Annotated in this window: 20 protein-coding genes; 7 read left to right on the top strand and 13 right to left on the bottom strand. The window is 56.1% G+C overall.

The features are described from left to right. Nucleotides 1-494: 494 nt before the first annotated feature. The 6 genes from HRR99_RS22580 to HRR99_RS22605 form a co-directional block, all read right to left on the bottom strand. On the bottom strand, nt 495-1,391 hold the full coding sequence (locus HRR99_RS22580; protein ID WP_233125111.1) for a fructose bisphosphate aldolase: 897 nt from the start codon (nt 1,389-1,391) through the stop codon (nt 495-497). A gap of 107 nt (nt 1,392-1,498) precedes the next feature. Next, a complete protein-coding gene (locus HRR99_RS22585; RefSeq protein WP_111838569.1) occupies nt 1,499-2,314 on the bottom strand; it encodes a GNAT family N-acetyltransferase in 816 nt (271 codons plus the stop codon). A gap of 39 nt (nt 2,315-2,353) precedes the next feature. Then, nucleotides 2,354-2,827, bottom strand: coding sequence for a nuclear transport factor 2 family protein (locus HRR99_RS22590; RefSeq protein ID WP_013637152.1), 474 nt, complete (start codon nt 2,825-2,827; stop codon nt 2,354-2,356). After that, entirely contained in the window at nt 2,824-3,447 is a 624-nt protein-coding gene (locus HRR99_RS22595) for a pyridoxamine 5'-phosphate oxidase family protein (protein ID WP_013637151.1), read from the bottom strand. Before HRR99_RS22595 ends, HRR99_RS22590 begins: the two co-directional genes overlap by 4 nt. An 87-nt stretch (nt 3,448-3,534) precedes the next feature. Further along, the gene (locus tag HRR99_RS22600; protein ID WP_233125112.1) at nt 3,535-4,521 is read right to left on the bottom strand and encodes an MBL fold metallo-hydrolase; all 987 of its coding nucleotides are present in this window, start codon (nt 4,519-4,521) and stop codon (nt 3,535-3,537) included. A gap of 119 nt (nt 4,522-4,640) precedes the next feature. Beyond that, nucleotides 4,641-5,360 carry an alpha/beta hydrolase gene (locus tag HRR99_RS22605; RefSeq protein WP_013637149.1) on the bottom strand — a complete coding sequence of 240 codons (720 nt, stop codon included), beginning with the start codon at nt 5,358-5,360 and terminating at the stop codon, nt 4,641-4,643. Between the two features lie 305 nt (nt 5,361-5,665). On the opposite strand from HRR99_RS22605, the gene HRR99_RS22610 reads away from it, so the two are divergent. The 3 genes from HRR99_RS22610 (at nt 5,666) to HRR99_RS22620 (ending at nt 9,634) form a co-directional block, all read left to right on the top strand. Continuing rightward, on the top strand, nt 5,666-7,564 hold the full coding sequence (locus HRR99_RS22610; RefSeq protein ID WP_082249760.1) for a PAS domain-containing sensor histidine kinase: 1,899 nt from the start codon (nt 5,666-5,668) through the stop codon (nt 7,562-7,564). Beyond that, complete coding sequence (locus HRR99_RS22615) at nt 7,557-8,177, top strand: response regulator transcription factor (RefSeq protein WP_013637147.1); 621 nt, start codon at nt 7,557-7,559, stop codon at nt 8,175-8,177. Before HRR99_RS22610 ends, HRR99_RS22615 begins: the two co-directional genes overlap by 8 nt. 401 nt (nt 8,178-8,578) lie before the next feature. Beyond that, nucleotides 8,579-9,634 carry a Fic family protein gene (locus HRR99_RS22620; protein ID WP_284778078.1) on the top strand — a complete coding sequence of 352 codons (1,056 nt, stop codon included), beginning with the start codon at nt 8,579-8,581 and terminating at the stop codon, nt 9,632-9,634. 109 nt (nt 9,635-9,743) lie between these two features. On the opposite strand, the gene HRR99_RS22625 is transcribed toward HRR99_RS22620, so the two are convergent. After that, nucleotides 9,744-10,652, bottom strand: coding sequence for a LysR family transcriptional regulator (locus tag HRR99_RS22625; RefSeq protein WP_111838572.1), 909 nt, complete (start codon nt 10,650-10,652; stop codon nt 9,744-9,746). A 133-nt stretch (nt 10,653-10,785) separates the two neighbouring features. Here HRR99_RS22625 and HRR99_RS22630 point away from each other — a divergent pair, with 133 nt between their 5' ends. The 4 genes from HRR99_RS22630 to HRR99_RS22645 all read left to right on the top strand — a co-directional run bounded on the left by HRR99_RS22630 (nt 10,786) and on the right by HRR99_RS22645 (nt 13,619). Continuing rightward, complete coding sequence (locus HRR99_RS22630) at nt 10,786-11,265, top strand: carboxymuconolactone decarboxylase family protein (protein ID WP_077122499.1); 480 nt, start codon at nt 10,786-10,788, stop codon at nt 11,263-11,265. A 68-nt stretch (nt 11,266-11,333) separates the two neighbouring features. Next, nucleotides 11,334-12,086, top strand: a complete 753-nt coding sequence (locus HRR99_RS22635) for an SDR family oxidoreductase (RefSeq protein WP_111838574.1) — start codon at nt 11,334-11,336, stop codon at nt 12,084-12,086. A 39-nt stretch (nt 12,087-12,125) separates the two neighbouring features. Beyond that, complete coding sequence (locus tag HRR99_RS22640; RefSeq protein WP_111838575.1) at nt 12,126-12,548, top strand: cupin domain-containing protein; 423 nt, start codon at nt 12,126-12,128, stop codon at nt 12,546-12,548. A gap of 66 nt (nt 12,549-12,614) precedes the next feature. Continuing rightward, nucleotides 12,615-13,619 (top strand): mechanosensitive ion channel family protein, encoded by a 1,005-nt coding sequence (locus tag HRR99_RS22645; protein WP_077122502.1) that lies wholly within the window; start codon nt 12,615-12,617, stop codon nt 13,617-13,619. On the opposite strand, the gene HRR99_RS22650 is transcribed toward HRR99_RS22645, so the two are convergent. From HRR99_RS22650 to HRR99_RS22675, 6 genes are all read right to left on the bottom strand, one after another. Further along, nucleotides 13,616-14,104: an RrF2 family transcriptional regulator gene (locus tag HRR99_RS22650; RefSeq protein WP_077122503.1), complete on the bottom strand. Its 489-nt coding sequence runs from the start codon at nt 14,102-14,104 to the stop codon at nt 13,616-13,618. The genes HRR99_RS22645 and HRR99_RS22650 overlap by 4 nt on opposite strands. A 204-nt stretch (nt 14,105-14,308) precedes the next feature. Next, nucleotides 14,309-15,349, bottom strand: coding sequence for an LLM class flavin-dependent oxidoreductase (locus HRR99_RS22655; protein ID WP_111838576.1), 1,041 nt, complete (start codon nt 15,347-15,349; stop codon nt 14,309-14,311). Nucleotides 15,350-15,382: 33 nt separating this feature from the next. Beyond that, the gene (locus tag HRR99_RS22660; protein WP_111838577.1) at nt 15,383-15,808 is read right to left on the bottom strand and encodes a DUF1622 domain-containing protein; all 426 of its coding nucleotides are present in this window, start codon (nt 15,806-15,808) and stop codon (nt 15,383-15,385) included. A 48-nt stretch (nt 15,809-15,856) separates the two neighbouring features. Further along, the gene (locus HRR99_RS22665) at nt 15,857-16,534 is read right to left on the bottom strand and encodes a YoaK family protein (RefSeq protein WP_111838578.1); all 678 of its coding nucleotides are present in this window, start codon (nt 16,532-16,534) and stop codon (nt 15,857-15,859) included. A gap of 162 nt (nt 16,535-16,696) precedes the next feature. Then, entirely contained in the window at nt 16,697-18,295 is a 1,599-nt protein-coding gene (locus HRR99_RS22670; protein ID WP_111838579.1) for an MFS transporter, read from the bottom strand. Beyond that, nucleotides 18,292-18,735 (bottom strand): DoxX family protein, encoded by a 444-nt coding sequence (locus HRR99_RS22675; RefSeq protein ID WP_111838580.1) that lies wholly within the window; start codon nt 18,733-18,735, stop codon nt 18,292-18,294. Before HRR99_RS22675 ends, HRR99_RS22670 begins: the two co-directional genes overlap by 4 nt. Between the last annotated feature and the right edge of the window lie 94 nt (nt 18,736-18,829).

The following is an 18,829-nucleotide window of genomic DNA, read 5'->3' on the forward strand; positions in this document are numbered from 1 at the left end:
CCGTGATCAGTCTCCTGCTGACCCTTGCAGCCTCCGTGGTGGGAGCCATATTTGCTGCGTGTCTGCAATGGCCAGAGCCGATGATTTGGTTAGCGCAGCTGGCCGCCCCCGTCCTTCTGCTGATTGGGTTGACGGCGGCGCGGCTCTTCGACCGGCTAGGCAAAGAAGCCAACTTTCGCCACCGCCGACGGCCAGCGGAAGATTTTTGGCCAGACGCGTAATCAATTTGAGCAAGAGACGTAATAGCCTGCTCTTGAACAGATTCGAACTCTCGGCATTTCTTTGTTTTTGAAATCTCGAGGTTATTCAACTCCTTGGCTCTCTAAACCGAGATGATGGACTACTGTGTGAGCTAAAACCGCAGACATTTGCCGGTAGGTGACGAGTGTTGCGTGAAGGCAAATATGCCGTCGATGTAACAGGGAACGGGCTCCGAATTCACCTTTGTCTTCAGTCGTATTCTCGGGTGCCCCGCGTCACGCGTTCTCGCCTTCCTACGCACTAGCTAGATATATCTCTTCAATGTTTTGAGAGAGATTTCGGTCGAATTCAGCGTCTCGCATGGAAACGCGTAAATTCTCAACCAGAGCCCGCGAGAAGCTTCCGATTACGCCGGTGTTCTCTCTGAGTTTTTCGCAAGCGACCTTTAGACTGTAGCCTCCGGACAAGGCAAAAACTCGAGCAACTTTGGGATGCTCGACAAGTGCTGCGTAGAGATCCGGCTGAGTTGGCAGGGTAAGCTTCAATATGACCTGCGTTCCATGCGCAAGCTCCGAAAGATTCTTCAGGATTTCTTTGACCAATATCGCTTCGGCAATCGCCTTATCCGGGCTATCGACGAGAACCTCAGGCTCGATAATCGGGATCAATCCGTTCTTTAGGATCGTCGAGGCCACCTCAAATTGTTGCCTCACAGCTGCAGAAATCCCTCTTTCGGACGCTGAACGCACGACCGAGCGCATTTTCGTCCCAAGGATTCCTTTTTCAAATGCGCGCTCAAGCAAATTGCCAAGATTTGGCATGGGCTTCATCAACTGAACGCCGTCATGCTCCGCTTCACGACCACTGTCGACCTTCAAAAACGATAGGATCCCTCTATCTTCCCAAAGATATGCCGGGACCGATTTGGCGCCGATGAAGTTCTCCATGGTGTGTTCGAATAAGATGGCGCCAATCACACGCTCGCTCGAAAATCCGGGTGCAGTTATTATCCTCACGCGCATTTCATGGATAAGCTTCAACATTTCCGCGTCGCCCTGATAAGCGGTGTCGGATATACCGTATGAGCGTAAGGCGTTTGGGGTGGACCCTCCGCTTTGATCTAGTGCTGCAATGATTCCCGATGCTGAAGTCAGCCGGGCGGCCATTTCTATGCGGGTTTCCGTATTCATTCGTACTGTCCCTTCTTCAGATCGTACAGAAATTTGAGGAGTAACGCAGCGAGGAGGCACCGTACGTCCTTCCACCAGTGCTCACCCGCCGGGGGCAGATCGCTATCTTACAACTTAAAATTCTTGCGGTGATATGCGTGCCGGAAGCCTACTTTCCTAAGGTTATCAAAGGAAATATTGGGTTCTCCCTCTGCAGGTGCCAATGTCTCAACGGCAAATGTCGACACGCCGTTGCAGAGCCCATGTTCGATACGACTTTTGATGAGCGCCTTTTGAATGCCGCGATTTCGAAACTCCGGAAGTGTGGTGCCGCCGCCTAGCCATGCGTAGGTTCCGGACTGGTACATGGTGGCAGTGCCGACTGGATTGTCACCATCCAAGGCGAAAAAACACGACCAGCCTACCTTTCCGACGATTGCTGACCACAACCTCGTCAGGGTCGATGGAAAGTTGAAGCCTTTGCACACCATCGATCCAAAGAGCACGGCTTCCTCAATATGAACGTGTCGCGTTCGGATCGAGTTGGGCTCCGAAAGGTTCGCTGATGAGCTGTCGTAGACAAGCTTCGCCCAGCCGACACCATATTCAAGCAGACCCTTGGCGAGGATCCAGTCTTTAGTTCGGGCTGGAGCGCGGTCCATATTTACCTGAAGAAACCGGTTTCCGCTCTTCCCATTCATCCACCCATAGGCTTCCTCAAGATCATTCACGGAGTTTAGCCCGAGTACACGGTTCAGACCCATGGCTGGCGCGCTTGGCAGCGATATTGCGCATCCACCGTTGATGGGCAGGCATTCAAAATGCTCTTCGGATTTGAGCGTTGCCGGTGAGACATTGTACAGATCGACGAAGGCTTTGACCTCGATAGCCTCTTCTTCTGTCGGAGACGAACGTTGTGAAAAGTGCGAATTCAAAATGACCATGTGGCTGTCTTCGACTGATGGAAATGGAAATGAGGTCGATCAGAAACCAAGCTCGCTGAGCCCCGGGTGATCATCGGGCCGACGACCGAGGGGCCAGTGAAAGCGACGGTCTTCCACGCGGATTGGCAGGTCGTTGATGCAGGCGTATCGCTTGCGCATCAGGCCACTATCATTGAACTCCCAGTTCTCGTTGCCGAAAGATCGGAACCAATTGCCGCTGTCGTCATGCCACTCATATGCAAACCTGACGGCAATCCTGTCGCCGCCGAACGTCCACAGCTCCTTGATCAGACGGTAGTCGAGCTCCCGGCGCCACTTTCCTGCAAGGAAAGCGATGATAGCCTCCCGGCCACTAACGAACTCGGCGCGGTTACGCCACTGACTATCAGCCGTGTACGCCAACGCAACCTTGCCCGGGTCCCTGCTATTCCAGCCATCTTCGGCAAGCCGCACCTTGTCGGCAGCAGTCTGCGATGTAAAGGGCGGTAGAGGCGGTCTTTGAGCGTTGGTCATTCGGATTTACCTTCTAATCTTGCCCGCAACGCTGCATTTTCAGCTTCGAGCTGTTGCAGCTTCTGACGTAGTGGTGCGACTGCTTGCTCAACTTGCTGTTCGGTGTAGCGGGGGATGATGTGCTGGGGGCAGTTCCAGTCGTATGCTTCGAGCCGAAGCTTGAATATCCGCTCTGCACGGCCCCTATACGTCGGATCGGATACGAGGTCCGTTAGCGATGGATCGGCGTCGAGCGTCAGCCGCTCGACGTGGGCATAGACTTTGAGCCGGGTCCGTCGGACATAGTCCATGAGAAACAGACAGGCGCGGTCGTTGGCTGCGAAATTCCCTGCGCTGATGTATTGGCGGTTTCCGCGATAGTCGGCAAATGCCATTGTTTGGGGATCAACGACCTTGAGGAAACCGGTTTTCCCTCCGCGATGTTGAACATATGGCCAACCCGTCTCTGACACAGATGCGATATAGAAGCTGTCGCGCGTGGCGATGAAAGCGATCTCGTTCTCCGTCAAAGTATCCGATGGCCGATCGTTCTCGCCCAGCCATATCTGGTCCACCCCCATATCCGCCTGCGCGGCTCGGACGCTTGGCGTGACGGCGACTTCCAGAAAGTGGTACGGCATACCTCGTCTCCATACTTGAGTAGGCCCGCATCAGCGAACAATGCGGGCCTTGATCTATCTCAGCTACCTAAATCCCCGGCTACAGCATCAGTCTTGCAAAGCCCAGTCGGCGACTTCCCAGCGCATCTGACCACGATCTGAGACCACACGACCAAGACCTGGGAACGGCATGTGTGTCGCAGCAATCAGGGCGCCTTCCGAGGCAGCTTGTGGGAAGAAGCGATCGCGCATCGCTTTCGCAGCAGCCTGATCCTGTTCGAACAGGAAGAAGACGTCCGTTGCAGCAGGATGGACGACCGGGAAAATCATGTCGGATACCATGATCAGGCTCTTGCCGCCGTCCTCGATTCGGACCCCGATATGGCCAGGCGTATGGCCGGTTAGGTCGATAATCGAGACGCCAGGAACGATTTCACGCTCTCCGTCGATGGCTTGTAGCTTCGGATAAAGACGCACCACCTCTTCCGCCATCTTGAAGCTAGGCTGCAGGAAATCAGGCGCGCCATTGCTCTTGGCCCGGTCAGTCCAGTGCTTGACGTCGCGACGGTCTACATAGACCTCGGCATTCGGATAATTGTTCTTACCGCCGAGAACCAGACCGCCCATATGGTCCTGGTGCATATGCGTCACGATAACCGCATCGATATCGCTCGGCTTCAGACCGAGCGTGGCCAGCGCCTGCGGGAGATGTCCGGTTTCCCCGATAGAACCTGCATCGCCGGCATCGATCAGGATGCGTTGCTTACCGTCTTCAACGAGGTATTGATTAAACAGAAAACGAACCCCGCCGGATCTGCCCGTAAACTGGGCGTTTGCGGCCTTTTCCACTTCGGGGGCCGAGCGTCCCGGGAAGTAGTTGTAGGGCATATCGGCATATCCATCCGTCAGGGCAGTTACCGTGAAACGGCCGATATGTATCTGTGCAAACGGTGTTGTTACGACCGGTGTCCCGGTAGCTTTGGATGTAGCAGCCTGGGCGGTCAAGTCGCCGAGCAGGCTTCCGCCGAAAAGAGTTCCTCCAACGAGACCAAGAGGCAGAGCGCTCGCGAAAGCGCGGCGTGACAGCTGAGGCATGCCATTCTCCTCGGGTTCAGTCAGTGTTTGCGATGTCTGTGAGCGTTTCGGCATAAGAAAGTTGCGCATGGTATTCCCCCAGTCGGTGATTGATGTTGGACAGCAGCTGACGCTCAGCATCAGTTTTGCTGGTTCGGCTTAGCTGCTGTTCTAATGAGCGCTACGACTTCTTTAGGCTGGGACAGCATTACTGCATGGCTGCTGCTGACCTCTACGACCGTGGCTCCTGCGCGCGCGGCCATCGCGGCCTGCGCTTGTGCTGGTATCATTCGATCTTCCCTCGCGAGCAGGTAAAAGGATGGTTTGGCTTTCCATGCCGCAGAGGTGATCTTGCCCTGGACGGCTTCAAGGCCCCAAGGCCTCTGGGCGGCAGCCATGAATTGCGCTTCGGCGAGATCTATGTCGGCCGAGAATGCGGCTGCAAACTTCTGCGGATCGATTTTGATGAAGCCGTCGTTCGGCGCAAGGAGTGGGGCTTTCTCCGCGCCAGGAACCTCTTGCGAAGCAAGGTCGAAGACGGATTCCCCAACGTCGGGGACGAAGGCGGCCAGATAAACGAGACCGAGGACCTGCTCTTCGCTCCCGGCTTCTGTAATCACGGCGCCACCATACGAATGCCCGACGAGCACGACTGGATGTTTCGCCTCGGCGATAACGCTTTTGGTGCGCTCTACATCCTGATCGAAGGTTACGGCAGAGTTCTGAACAACGAGAACCTCATAGCCTTCCTCCGACAAGGTGTCATACACCTGCCGCCAACCGGAGGCATCAACGAACGCGCCGTGCACGAGCACTACTGAAACGGATACGGCTGGATGACGAGAAGTATCTAGGGTCATTTCGCGAGCTCCCGGGTGACACCATTTGACTGAACTGCCCGCTTACGCTCAACGGCACTGATTTTTTGCGGGTATAGCATTGCCTTCGATTAGGGTGATATCGCACTAAATGTCGGCGTCCCCACTCGCTTGATGGCCATTTGTAGGGCTGATGTGGCCAACTCTCAATTGAGACATTGGTCCCCACTGCCTAGACGAAGGGACTGCAAAAATAGACCTTGGTCTATAAATCTCAGCTAACCTAATATCGCGGAACAGCGTATTTTCAGCCCCGCACCAGCGTTACAAGGAGCCAGGGGATCGACTTGGAACACCCAACACACACTGACGCGATCATTGACATGATCCCGGCAATGGCTTGGTCGACAACATCGGATGGAATGCTGGATTTTGCCAATCAGCATTTCCTCGAATACGTCGGCCTGTCGCTTGCTGACATTGCCGGCGAGAATTTCTACCGTCTCTTCCATCCTGATGATCTCGAGCATCTCGCCACTGAGTGGCGCAACATTATGACTGCCAAGACTGCCAAGGAAGTCGAGGGGCGGATCAAGCGTGCAGACGGCGTGTTCCGGTGGTGTAGTCTTCGGCAAAAGCCGCGGCATGATCCAGAAGGAAACGTCGTCAGATGGTACGGCGTGGTGCTTGATATCGAAGACCGTAAGCAAGCTGAGGATGCGCTCAAGGAAACCGAGGCCGCGCTTGCAGCGAGCGAGCAGAATCTCCGGCTCATCATCGACTCGCTTCCAGTTCTCGTCTGGTCGGCGCGACCAGACGGCAGCGCGGACTTCGTCAATAAAAGTTGGCTGGATTATGCTGGGCTACCGCCTGAGCGAATCCTAGAGTGGGGCTTCTTGGACCTCTACCACCCCGATGACATCGCCGAGATGGTCGAGATCTGGAAGAGAGATCTTGAGAACTCGGACCACACTCAGCTGAAAGGGCGCATTCGTGGCGCGGACGGCACTTACCGATGGTTCTATTTCTCTGGCAGGAAACTGACTGATGCCACCGGTACTGTGCGTTGGTTCGGAGTAAATATCGACATTGAAAATCTGCAGTACGCAGAAGACGCGCTTCGTTACAGCGAGACAGCACTCAGGGAGAGCGAGCAAAAGCTCAACCTCGTCATAAATACGATACCAGCTATGGCGTGGTCATGCACGCCGGACGGACAACTTGAGTACTGGAACAAGATCTTTATAGATTTTGTTGGCCTGACAATCGAGGACCTCCAGGGTTATGGTTTCTACAGGGTCTTTCATCCTGACGATGTCGAGCGCATGCGCACAAGTTGGGAGGAAATCGTAGCCACTAAACGGCCTGATCCAGTAGATGCTCGCATCAGACGTTCCGACGGGGAATACAGGTGGTTCAATCTACGACAAAATCCACTTCTCGATTCGGAAGGAAACGTCGTGCGTTGGTATGGTGTTGTCGTCGATATCGAAGACCGCAGACGGGCAGAGGAATCACTTCGTCAGAGCCAGGCGGACCTGGCACACGTTACTCGCCTGACCACGATCGGCGAACTGGCTGTCTCTATCGCACACGAGATTAATCAACCCCTTATGGCGATCGTGACTAACGCAGGCACATGTTTACGTTGGCTGCAGGACGGGCATACGGATCTCGAACAGGCACGTCGCGCGGCGGAACGGGTTGTGCAGGACGGACACCGGGCGGGAGAGATTGTCGCTAGCATACGCGCTATGGCGCAGAGAACTCCTCTGCGCATGAAAAAAACTGACTTCAATACAGCATTGCGCGAGGTGCTGTTTCTCTTGCAAGAGGAGTTACAGTCTAGGGGTTTGCAAGTGGTCACGGACATAACGACCGGTCCCGTTCATGTGCTGGGTGATTGTACGCAGCTACAGCAAGTTCTCCTCAACCTGATCATGAATAGTGCTGAAGCCATGCATTCTCATGATAGTGCGGTCATCACTGTCAGGTGTGTGAAAAGAACCGGCGGCGACATCGAAGTCAGTGTTTCCGACACAGGACACGGAATATCCCCTGACCAGCTCGACCGGATATTCGAGGCGTTCTACACCACAAAATCGGACGGGATTGGAATGGGCCTTTCTATCTGCCGATCTATCGTCGAAGCGCATGGTGGCCGCATCTGGGCTACTAACAACCACCCCAGGGGCGCGTCATTTACCTTCACGCTGTCCAGCTTCGAGGAGACAGCCGTTGATTGATGATAAGAAGAACAGGCGCCCCACGGTTATCGTCATCGACGACGATCACAGTGTCCGCGAAGCTCTGAAGGGACTGTTTGAGTCTGTAGGACTCAGCGCCGAGACACATGCCTCCGTGAAGGAGTTTATCAACGCAGACGATCCCGAAAAGGCTGGATGCATCGTCCTCGACATCCGCCTTCCCGGCCAGAGCGGACTTGAGTTTCAGGAAACGTTGGCGCAAAGCGACCATCCCAGATCCGTCGTCTTAATTAGCGCTCACGTCGATGTACCCATGGCCGTGCGAGCAATGAAGGCTGGTGCCATCGATGTACTGACCAAACCTGTTCGTGAACAGGATTTGCTCGAAGCCGTAAACCGGGCCATTGCAAATGATGCAGCTCGCCGAGAGGAAAAAACCTCGAAGACTGCTGCCCATTTGAGGTATACGTCGCTTACCGAACGTGAACGCCAGATTCTAACCCTAGTCATCGCGGGCAAGCTAAACAAACAAATCGCGGCTGAACTACAGCTCGCAGAGCCAACCGTGAAACTGCACAGGGGTCACTTGATGCGGAAGATGAAGGCGACCACAGTCGCCGATCTGGTCAGGATCGCTGGGGGTCTATCGTAAACCAGGGACTCAGTGGAATTGCTGAGCTTAGGTGGTGGAAAAGCTGTTCTCCGCGGTGAGCTCTTTGGCTTCAACTCTGACGCCTTGAGCGGAGTCGACCTACGACTGCGCTGTTGTTTCGCGTCGCTCTCATCCGGTCCGTTATAGACGTCAAAGACTTCGAGATCCCAGTCCAAGAGCCCGATCGCTAGTGCATTACCAACCAAGTTGGCTGACCGGCTCGAATTTTTGAGAGCTGTCCTCGCGATTGTCTCTCGTCTCGCTGAAAAAGTTTGAATCGGCTTGAGGTCGCTCGCAAGCAAGCGGCAAATTTGACATCTACGTCTCGGGAATTGGATGGAAATGGATGAGTAAATGGTGCATAACTTTGCTTCGAGAATTGGATGAGAATGGATGAGAGAATGGCATTTCTCAACACGGCAACTGTCCGGATCACGCACGAAATCCTTTCGCTGATTGCCGAACTCGACGAATTTAAAGGCGCCTGGCGTGCGATAGGCCGGATCGCGCCTGAGCGATTGTCCAGCCTGAGGCGTGTCGCCACGATCGAAAGCGTTGGTTCCTCCACACGTATCGAAGGGGCGCGCCTCACCGACCGAGAGGTCGAAAAGCTGTTGGCGAATATTCGCCTGGGGTCATTCACAACACGCGACGAGCAAGAGGTCGCCGGCTACGCGGAGGTGATGGAGACCATTTTCAGTGCTTACGAAGCTATTTCGTTTACCGAAAATCATATCCGTCAACTCCACCGTGACCTTCTTGCGCATTCGATTAAGGATGAGAGGCATCGCGGCGCCTACAAAACCCTCTCCAACAATGTGGAAGCGTTTAACGAACAGGGTGAAAGCCTCGGTATCGTTTTCGAAACGGCTTCGCCGTTCGATACGCCACGTCGTATGGAAGAACTGATCGCCTGGCTGGATGAGCAAGGGCGTGAAAAACGGCTACATCCACTTTTGGTCATCGCAATCTTTGTTGTGGTTTTTCTAGAAATTCATCCGTTCCAAGATGGCAATGGCCGCCTATCACGTATTCTGACCACCTTGCTGCTCCTGCGGGCCGGATACGCTTACGTCCCCTACAGCTCGCTGGAAAGCATCATCGAGCAAAGCAAGGAGAGCTATTACATCTCGCTTCGCCGCACGCAGGGAACGATCCGCACCGCCGATCCCGACTGGAATCCATGGATCAAGTTCTTTTTAAGAGCCCTGCATCGTCAGAAAACCCAGCTTGAGAAGAAGATGGAGCGCGAGCGTATTATCCTCGCCGACATGCCGGAATTATCCGTCGCATTGCTTGAGTTGGCGCGCGAGCACGGGCGGATCACGGTCGCGGAGGCTGCCCGGGTCACCCATGCCAGCCGTCACACCATCAAGGATCATCTCAAGGCACTCGTGGATCAAGGGCACCTCGTCCTGCACGGTGCAGGCCGCGGTGCATGGTACGGTCTCTCATGATGAACTGGATGACATGCCCATCTGAGTAGGTTGCTCTTGAACCACTATGAACCGACGACTCAGCAATTTGGGTGCTCGGTGACTGGTCTAAGCCAGATATGGCTGTCCGTTATAAGGCCGCGCCAGTCATTAATGCTTCTTCCCTGACTACGTCGGCAAGAAAATCGAGAACTATGCGGACGCGCATGGGAAGATTTCGACGCGAAGCATAGACTGCGGTGATCGGCAGCCGTGCCGGCGGCAGACAAGGCAGAACGTTGATGAGCCTCCCTGATGCGATGTCTTCGGCAACGAGGATATGAGAGAGGATGGCCAGCCCTCCTCCTGCGATGGTCGCTCTATATACAGCAGTCGCATTGTTGAACACCATGCGCGGGCTAATCGCTGCCCGCACCTGATCGGCACCGTCGGCAAATATCCATGCACGCGTTTCACCGCCGCGGCTGTAGCAAATGCAGTCGTGCTCTGCGATCTCGCTTAGACCACGAGGTTGGCCTCGCTCTTCGACATAGCCGGGCGATGCAACAAGAAAGGCCGTGGTCCAGCCAAGCCGGCGACAGATCAGGCTGCTGTCGGAAACGTCACCGAGACGAACTTCAATGTCTATCCCCTCGCCGACAAGATCCGACGGGTCCTCGCGAAACACGGTTTCGACCGTCAGGCGCGGATGGAGTTTCAAAAGGCCAGGCAGACGCTCGCTGACATGCAATCCGAGTGGAGCCGGCAGGCTGATCCTTACCCGGCCGGAGGTCGTCACGTTTTCGGTCGCCGTTGCATCACCCAGCGCCTCCATGGCGTCAATAACCTTGCGGGCCATAAGGATCATCTGCTCGCCTTCCACTGTCAGTGACAAGCCATTGGTGCTCCGATGCAGCAACCGGGTGCTGTAATGCGCCTCCAGCGATGAAATTTGCCGGGACACCGCAGGCTGCGTCAAACCAAGGTCCAGCGCTGCGCTTGAAAACGACCCAGTCTCAGCAACCCTCAGGAAGGTTCGCAAGGCAGCAACCACATCCATCCGTCATCCCCCTCATACTTCCTCGCATAAAGCTTATGCGGGCAGGTTAGAGCGGTTTTGGTTGCATGTCCATCTATTACGGATATTTATTATCCATAAGGATATTGAAAGTCCTTAATAGATGGAGAGAGACATGACACAGCGCCTGAATTACGCAGCCCAGTCCCCAGAGTTTTTCAAGAAGTTGTCGGACCTCAGCCTGTCGCTGAAGGACAGCGTCATCGAGCAGTCAATCCGCGATCTTGTGAATATCCGGGCCTCCCAGCTCAACGGTTGCGGCTTCTGCCTCGATATGCATGTCAAGGAAGCCAAGATTCACGGCGAGAGCGAGCTTCGCCTTTACCATGTCGCCATCTGGCGGGAATCGAACCTGTTCGCTCCGCGCGAGCGCGCTGCCCTCGCCTGGACCGAAGCGGTCACCAGACTGGCTGAAGGCGGCATTCCGGACGAGCTTTACGAGCGCGTTCGCGGTCAGCTGTCGGAGAAGGAAGTTTCCGATTTGACCTTCTCGATCATGACCATCAACGCCTGGAACCGTGTCAGTATCGCCTTCAAGGCCGTGCCCGGTTCGGCGGACAAGCTCTACGGCCTGGAGAAAGCCGGCCTCAACTGAGGCCTTGTTCCACAACAGCAGCCATTTCCAAGTGCCATTCGGCACTCATCACCTCAAGGGAAACAGACATGAAAATCGTCATCATCGGCGGAACCGGCCTCATCGGTTCGAAGACGACCGAGCGGCTTCGCGCCAGAGGCCATGAGGTGATTGCCGCCTCTCCGAACACCGGCGTCAACATCATCACCGGCGAAGGCCTTGCAAAAGCACTTCAAGGCACCGAGGTCGTACTCGACCTTGCGAACTCGCCATCCTTCGAGGACAAGGCGGTCATGGAGTTTTTCGAAACCTCCGGCAGGAATCTGCTGGAAGCGGAAAAGGCAGCAGGCGTCAAACACCATGTCGCACTTTCCGTCGTTGGGACGGAGCGCCTGCAGGAGAGCGGGTATTTTCGGGCAAAGCTCGTCCAGGAAAAGCTGATCAGGGAAGGCGGCATTCCGTACACGATCGTCCATTCCACGCAGTTCATGGAATTCGTTGGCGGTATCGCTCAATCGAGTATGGTCGGGGACAAGGTGCACCTTTCACCAGCCTTTGTTCAGCCGATCGCCTCCGATGACGTCGCCGACGCGATGGCGGATGTTGCGCTTGCTACGCCGGCCGCCGGAATTGTCGAAATCGCTGGTCCGGATCGCTTCCACCTCAACGAGTTCGTCGCACGTTATCTGGCATTGACCGGAGACAGCCGCGAGGTCGTTGCCGATCCAGAAGCGAAATATTTCGGCGCACGTCTCGAGGACGGATCGCTGGTCACGGACAACAATCCCCGGCTTGGCAAAATTGGCTTCGATCAATGGTTTGCAACGGCGCCGCGAAAGTAGCCCGCCCAAAGCTCCGCTCATTTGAATAGGAACAATACCATGATCAGACCCCGCCTTGCGGCCTTCGCCGCATTCTTTCTCATAACCAGTACTGCCGGTGCTCACGACACCTCAGGCGGCTCCGCCTCAAAGGTGACACTCGTCTATCAACACGAACTGCCGAACGTGCCCGGTAAGAGCATGAAGGGCGTACTCGTCGAATATGGTCCGGGTGGCTTCTCCGATGCCCATACCCATCCGGATTCGGCTTTCATCTATGCGATCGTGCTGGAAGGCTCCGTCCTTAGCCAGGTCAATGATGGGCCTGTAGAAGAATACAAGGCCGGCGAGAGCTTTTCGGAATATCCAGGCGACCGGCACGGCGTCAGCAAGAACGGGAGCGACACGAAGCCCGCTAAACTTCTTGCCGTCTTCGTGGTTGATACCACCCAGACGGAACTGACCTATCCGATAAAGAGGTGAAACCAGTCAGGGACCGGGTGCTAGAGCAGCCCCGGTCCTTCCTCTTTTCAAGGCAAGGGACCCGCAATGGCTTATAATTCGCTGATGCCGGCCTTTCTAGCCGTCGATCTCCTCGGCGTGCTCGGAATTCTTGTATGGCATTTCCAGGGACAGCATAGGCCGACGGCCCGCCTGATCGTCCAGATCCTGTTCTTCGCCTGCATGACGACAGCGTTCGTTGTGAGCGGCATACCGCCACACCGCGTAATCACCGGAGAGACCGATGGGTTCGCGCTCTATATGGGCACTGCGGCCCGCGTCCTGTGGTGGATTCATCTTGCCTGGGCGACAATTGGCTTCATCCGCCTTTACATCGTCCTTGATCGCCGCCCGCAGGAAGCGCGGCTGCTCCAGGATCTCATCGTTACCGCGGTCTATCTCGGCGTTACGCTGTCGATTGTCGGTTTTGTATTCGGTGCCCCGATCGGCACTCTGGTTGCCACATCCGGTGTCGTAGCGATTATTTTGGGCCTGGCGTTGCAGAATACGCTCGGTGATCTGTTTTCGGGGATCGCACTGACGCTCGGCAGGCCTTTTTCGATCGGAGACTGGATTCAGCTGGCCGATGGCACCGAAGGACATGTCGTTCAGAACAATTGGCGATCGACGCAGGTTCTGACACCAGCAAACAATCTCGTCGTGCTTCCCAACAGCACGCTCGCTAAAGTCGGCCTGACCAACCTTACAAAACCAGACGAGAGCCACCTTGTTATCCTGCCGATCCGTGTCACCTCCGACAGTCGACCAGCCGAGGTCGAGGCAATCCTGAAGTCTGCGTTGCAGACGTGTCAGTGCATCGTCCAGTCACCGGCTCCGGTTGTCGCACTCAAGGGCATCGACGCGATCGCAATCGATGTGGAGCTCCAGTTTCGGGTCACGGCCCCGGCAGCCCGGACGCCGGCGCGCAACGAGGTTATCGATACGGTCCATCAGCGCTGTGCAACTCACGGCCTGTCACTGGCGATGCCCGCACAAAGTTATCTTGGGATCGTAGAGAATTCGCCGCTGAATAAGGCATCGGGTCGAGCTTAGCCGGCGCGCTTCAGAACCCACTCAAAGGTCCCGGACCAGATTTCCGGGGTGATTTCCTGTTGCAGGATCGTGCCAAGATCCGCGAACGTCACCTTTCGAAGGGCGGAACGCCACGCTTCGTCGGCTTCCCACATGATGCGGGCAATCGCGCAGGGTCCGCTCTCGCAATGGCCTTTCGGACGGCAAGGATTATTGGCCCGGATGTTTTGGCAAACAAAGGTTCGACCGCTACCCTCGACAGCTTCAACCACATCAAGGAAGGTCAGCTCATTCGCGGCCTTGGCAAGGCGGTATCCGCCGGATGGGCCAAGCGTGGTGTGAACAAGGCCAGCTTGTGACAAGCTCTGCAGCGCTTTTGACAAGTATTCCTTCGGGAGCCCATGCAGTTCAGCAAGCGCTTTGGTTGAAAGATATCGGCCTTCGGGAAGGCCCGAGAGAATGGCGCAACAATGTAACGCCCATTCGACTTGGCTCTTAAGGATCATGCGAGTGCTCGGCAACGAATTAAGGATAAATCATATCCCTATTCAATGCCGCTGTAAATGCGAACACTTGCTTTGTTTACCAGCGCCTTGAAAGGACTCGAACTCTTGATCAAAGATATCTTTGTGAATTCAACACTTCCTATCAATACCTCTGAGCTAACCCACTGAATTGCAATGGAATAAGACAGGAAATTTGGCTGTGACCTAGCTCAGTGGAGTGAGTAGATCGCGAACAAGAGGGACGACACGTGATCCGTAAAGTTCGATGCTCTGCATGAGCTTCTCATGCTCCATCGTGCCGGCCGAATACTTCATCTGGAACCGCGAAATGCCGAGCGTTTTGGCCGTTTTTGTGATCTTGGCGGCAACCGTTTCGGGCGAGCCGGCATAGAGCGATCCATGCTCGATCTCGTTTTCGAAATCCTTTTCGGTGACCGGCGGCCAACCACGCTCCTTGCCCAGGCGATCTCGGATCTTCTTGAAATACGGGAAGAGGTCACGGCGCGCCTGTTCATCGGTTTCGGCGACATATCCCGGCGAGTGCACGCCGATATCGCCTGCCGTGTGCCCGGCCTGCTCGGATGCCTTTTTGTAGAGTTCGACATAGGGCGCGAAACGGGCGGAATCCCCCCCGATGATGGCAAGCATCAGGTTCATGTCATAGCGCACGGCACGGATGACTGATTCCGGGCTGCCGCCGACACCGATCCAGGTCTTGAGACGACCTTCAGCAATCGGCGGATAGATACGCTGATCTTCGAGCGGAGCGCGCCAGTTGCCCTGGTAATTGACAATGTCTTTCGAAGCGATCTCCGAGAACAGGTCCAGCTTCTGTTCGAACAGCTCCTTGTAGTTCGAGAGGTTGTAGCCAAACAGCGGAAACGACTCGATGAAAGAGCCGCGGCCTAGGATGACTTCGGCGCGTCCGTTTGAAATCGCATCGATCGTGGAAAACCGCTGGAACACCCGTATTGGGTCATCGGAACTCAGAACGGTGACGGCAGACCCGAGCCGGATGCTTTCAGTTCGTGCCGCGATGGCGGCCAGCACCACTTCCGGAGCGGAAACGGCAAAGTCCCTGCGGTGGTGTTCGCCAACTCCGAAGAAGTCGATCCCTATCCTGTCAGCAAGGACAGCCTCCTCGATGACGTTGCGGATCACCTGCGGCTGGGAGAGGAGCTCTCCATCTGGGCCGGTGGTCACGTCGCCGAATGTATCGAGACCGAATTCGATTTTTTTTGTCATGATCGGTTTTCAATCGGATGCAATTGATAAGGGTTAGCGCTTGCCGGGCAGAGAAGACGATCGCGAATGGGTCTGCGGGGCTGGCACCGAGTTCTTCGTCCAGGGCCACTGGCCGTCGATCTCGGCTTCGAGTGAGAAGCTCAGGAAGGTCCGGATGAGCACAATCATCCCAAGAAGACCAACGCTTTCCCATGTCAGTGGCGAGATGATCGTGGCAATGATATCCGCGCCGATCAGGACCTCGAGGCCCAGCAATATTCCGCGACCGAGATTGGCGCGGTAGCGTTCGTATGCTTCCCGGCTACCGATGGAGAAGAGGTCGCGTCCGTAAAGAACCGTCGCGATCACGACGCCGACCAGAATAACCCCGACGCCGAAGAATTCGAGGCCGACCGCAAGCGGCTTCAGGACGGGAGCGATCAGGCTTGAGAGACCGCCCGCTTCATGGCCGATATCCATCTGGATTTCCTTTCAACAAAACGGGTGAATGAGGCGTTCTGGCGGATTTCAGGATTCCGCCCCGGCGCTGCTTGCGAACAGGGAAACCGCGGCAAGAATGGCCGGCAAGCTGAACGCGATTACAGGCGCATAAATGTAACCCAGCGCACCAAAGCCGCAACCGAGAGCGAAGGTCGCCACGGCGGTCCCCATCTTCTTCACACGTGCCTTTGCCGCGATGATATCTTCGGGTTTCGAATTGGCCAGGATGTCGGCCAGATCGAGCATGATCTGTGTCGTCGTTCCGGTCATCAACGTTGATGGCGGGGCTTTTGCGAGATGCGCCTTGTGGAGACCGTTCTGTATTGCCATGGCCGACACGAGCGTGAGCGCAACGAGCGACGTCAGCTTGCTGTCGTCGCCATGGAAGGGACCGTAGATAAATGCCAGCACCGCCACGGCGACGAGCAGAAGCAGTTTGACGACCAGCATGGGCCGGATAGGCGACCGGTCCAGCCCCTGGATCTTCAGGCACGCCAAACGTGACGCGAAAACGATCAGGCAGAACATCGGAAGTGCGAGCAGCTTCGACCACGCCCCATCCAGACCATGCGCCATCGTTGCGCCCAAGGTCACGAAGTTGCCTGTCACATGCGCCGTGAAGAGCCCCGAAAGTGACAGAAAGCCCAAAGTGTCGACGTAGCCGCCATTGAAGCTGAGAAGGATGGGGAGGGAAGGAATTTTCATGGTCGTGATCTCGTTTGATGCTGATGCGGTGCTATCGTCCTGCGAAGTGCTCAAGATTTGCCGCCCAACGGCCGTTTTTGCAATTGCATCAATTGTTTCGAATTCATTGCGCCAGGCGACATAATGATAAGGGCGGCCAAAGCCGCCCTGTCCCCGATCTAGTTACGCGGCGCCAGGCCGGTTGATGGTCAGGAAATGGCGTACAATGGGTTTTTCCGGACCGATATGGTAGGTGAGAACCGTGCCCTGCAGGTCGGCGTCGGCATTGGAAACACGCTTGTGCTGGCGAAGGTGTTCAGCCCAGGATTCCACCATGAACCACTCGACGATTTTTTCCGGATCAGCGGAATCTTCGGTGACACCCCATCCATAGGCCCCATCGCGGCGGCGTTCGTGAGAAAGGTGGTCGATGGCATGCAGGAAGGCTGTCCGATGCTGCTTTTCGACCTTGTACTCGATCAGGATGAGAACGGGACCCCGGTCATGGGCAACAGGCTCGGCGACAAGCGGTTCGGGCCAATGGTTGGACGGCACCATGTCTGCATCGCCTGCCGGAAGCTTGACGCGGTGCATGGCAAGCCCTGCAACGAGCAAGCCAGCTGCGCCGATAAGCAATGTCGTCTGAATGCCGACAGCTTCACCAACGGCGCCCCAGCCGAGGCTACCGGCCGTCATCGCACCGTTGAACACAGTCAGATAAACGGCAAGGCCGCGCCCACGCACCCAGTTTGGAAGAACAGCCTGGGCTGCTCCGTTGAGTGTTGTCAACGCTGTGATCCATGCGCCACCGAGGAAGAGAAGAGCGATGATGGCGACAATCTTCGGCGGAGCGAGCGACAGGATACCCATGACGACTGCGGTAATCAGCGCTGCGACGAGAAGCAGGCCGTCCGAGCTCAGACGGTTGCGCAACTTCGGCATGACCAGGGCACCGCCGATCGCGCCAGCGCCGACTGCACCCAGCAGGATGCCGTAGAAGCTGGCATCACCACCGAGCAGTTGTCGAGCAACGAGCGGAAGAAGCGCCCATACCGCACTGGCGAAAGCGAAAAAGATCGCTGCCCGCAGAAGGACGACATGCAGCGGCCTGCTCGAACGGGTATAACGAAGGCCCGCGCGGAATGCCCCGAAAAAATTCTCCTGCAAAGCGTCGTTGGCATTTTTTGCGCGCGGCCACCAGACCAACGCTGCGATGACAAAAATGTAGCTCGCAACGTCGGCCCCGTAGGTGATCCCGGCTCCGAACGCCGCCAGAAGCAGGCCGCCAGCGGCAGGACCGATGGAACGGGCGATGTTGATGCCGAGTGAATTGAGGGCAACGGCGCTCTTGACGTCCTCACGCTTTACCAACTCCGGCACGATCGCCTGCCAGGTCGGCCCCATCAGCGCAGCGCCAATGCCGCCGAGGAAGGTCAGACCGATCAGAGCGCTGACAGAGAGCATACCCGTCTGGGACAGAACCATCAGCGAGATACTCACGGAGGCCAGTAGGAGCTGTACCGCGATCAGGAACTTGCGGCGATCCAGAATGTCGGTGAGAACGCCTGCAGGGATCGCAAGCAGAAAGATCGGCAGGGTACCTGCCGCCTGGACCATAGCGACCGCCGCAGGCGATGCTGACAGATCGGTCATCAGCCAGGAGCTTGCGACATCACGCATGAAGCTGCCAGTGTTACCCAGAACGGTCGCTATCCAGATGACCGCGAAGACTGGCTGTGCGAGAGGGGCAAAGGTGCCCCCGGATGTTTTCGTGGTGCTCATTTGCCCGCTCCCTTTGCAAGGTCGGCCGCAGCAACGTAGATGAATGCACCGGCGAGACCGATGTGTTCGAAGAAGGCGTTGGTTGCCATCATGCGGTCCATGCCGGGCACCATTTCCCAGAAACGAAGAGCGATGAGCGTTGCGAGAAGCGTAAAGCCAGCCAAAGCAAGGGCTCCTGCCCAACGCAGAAAGCCTGAGACCACCATGGCGGAAGCCGTCAATTCAAAAGCGATAACGGCGACGGCAAAGAAAGCGGTGGGATGCAGACCAAAATGATCCATCTCGGCAAGCGCGCCATTGAAGTCAAAAATCTTGGTAAGCGGACCCTGGATGTAGGCCGCACAAAGCGCAAGCAACGAGACTGTTCGGACCCCGGGGGAGCCGATGATACGTCTCAAACCATTGCGGACTGGGTTTTGCGTATAGGATTGGTAGGTCATATCTGCTCCTGAATGCTCGCTGATCGGTCAGCCGCGTTGATGGAGCGATATTGGCTGGTTATCGCCCTGCCAACAATTGCAGCAATTGTTTCGA

Origin of the sequence: Agrobacterium vaccinii, assembly GCF_021310995.1 — a bacterium.
Lineage (GTDB): Bacteria > Pseudomonadota > Alphaproteobacteria > Rhizobiales > Rhizobiaceae > Agrobacterium > Agrobacterium vaccinii.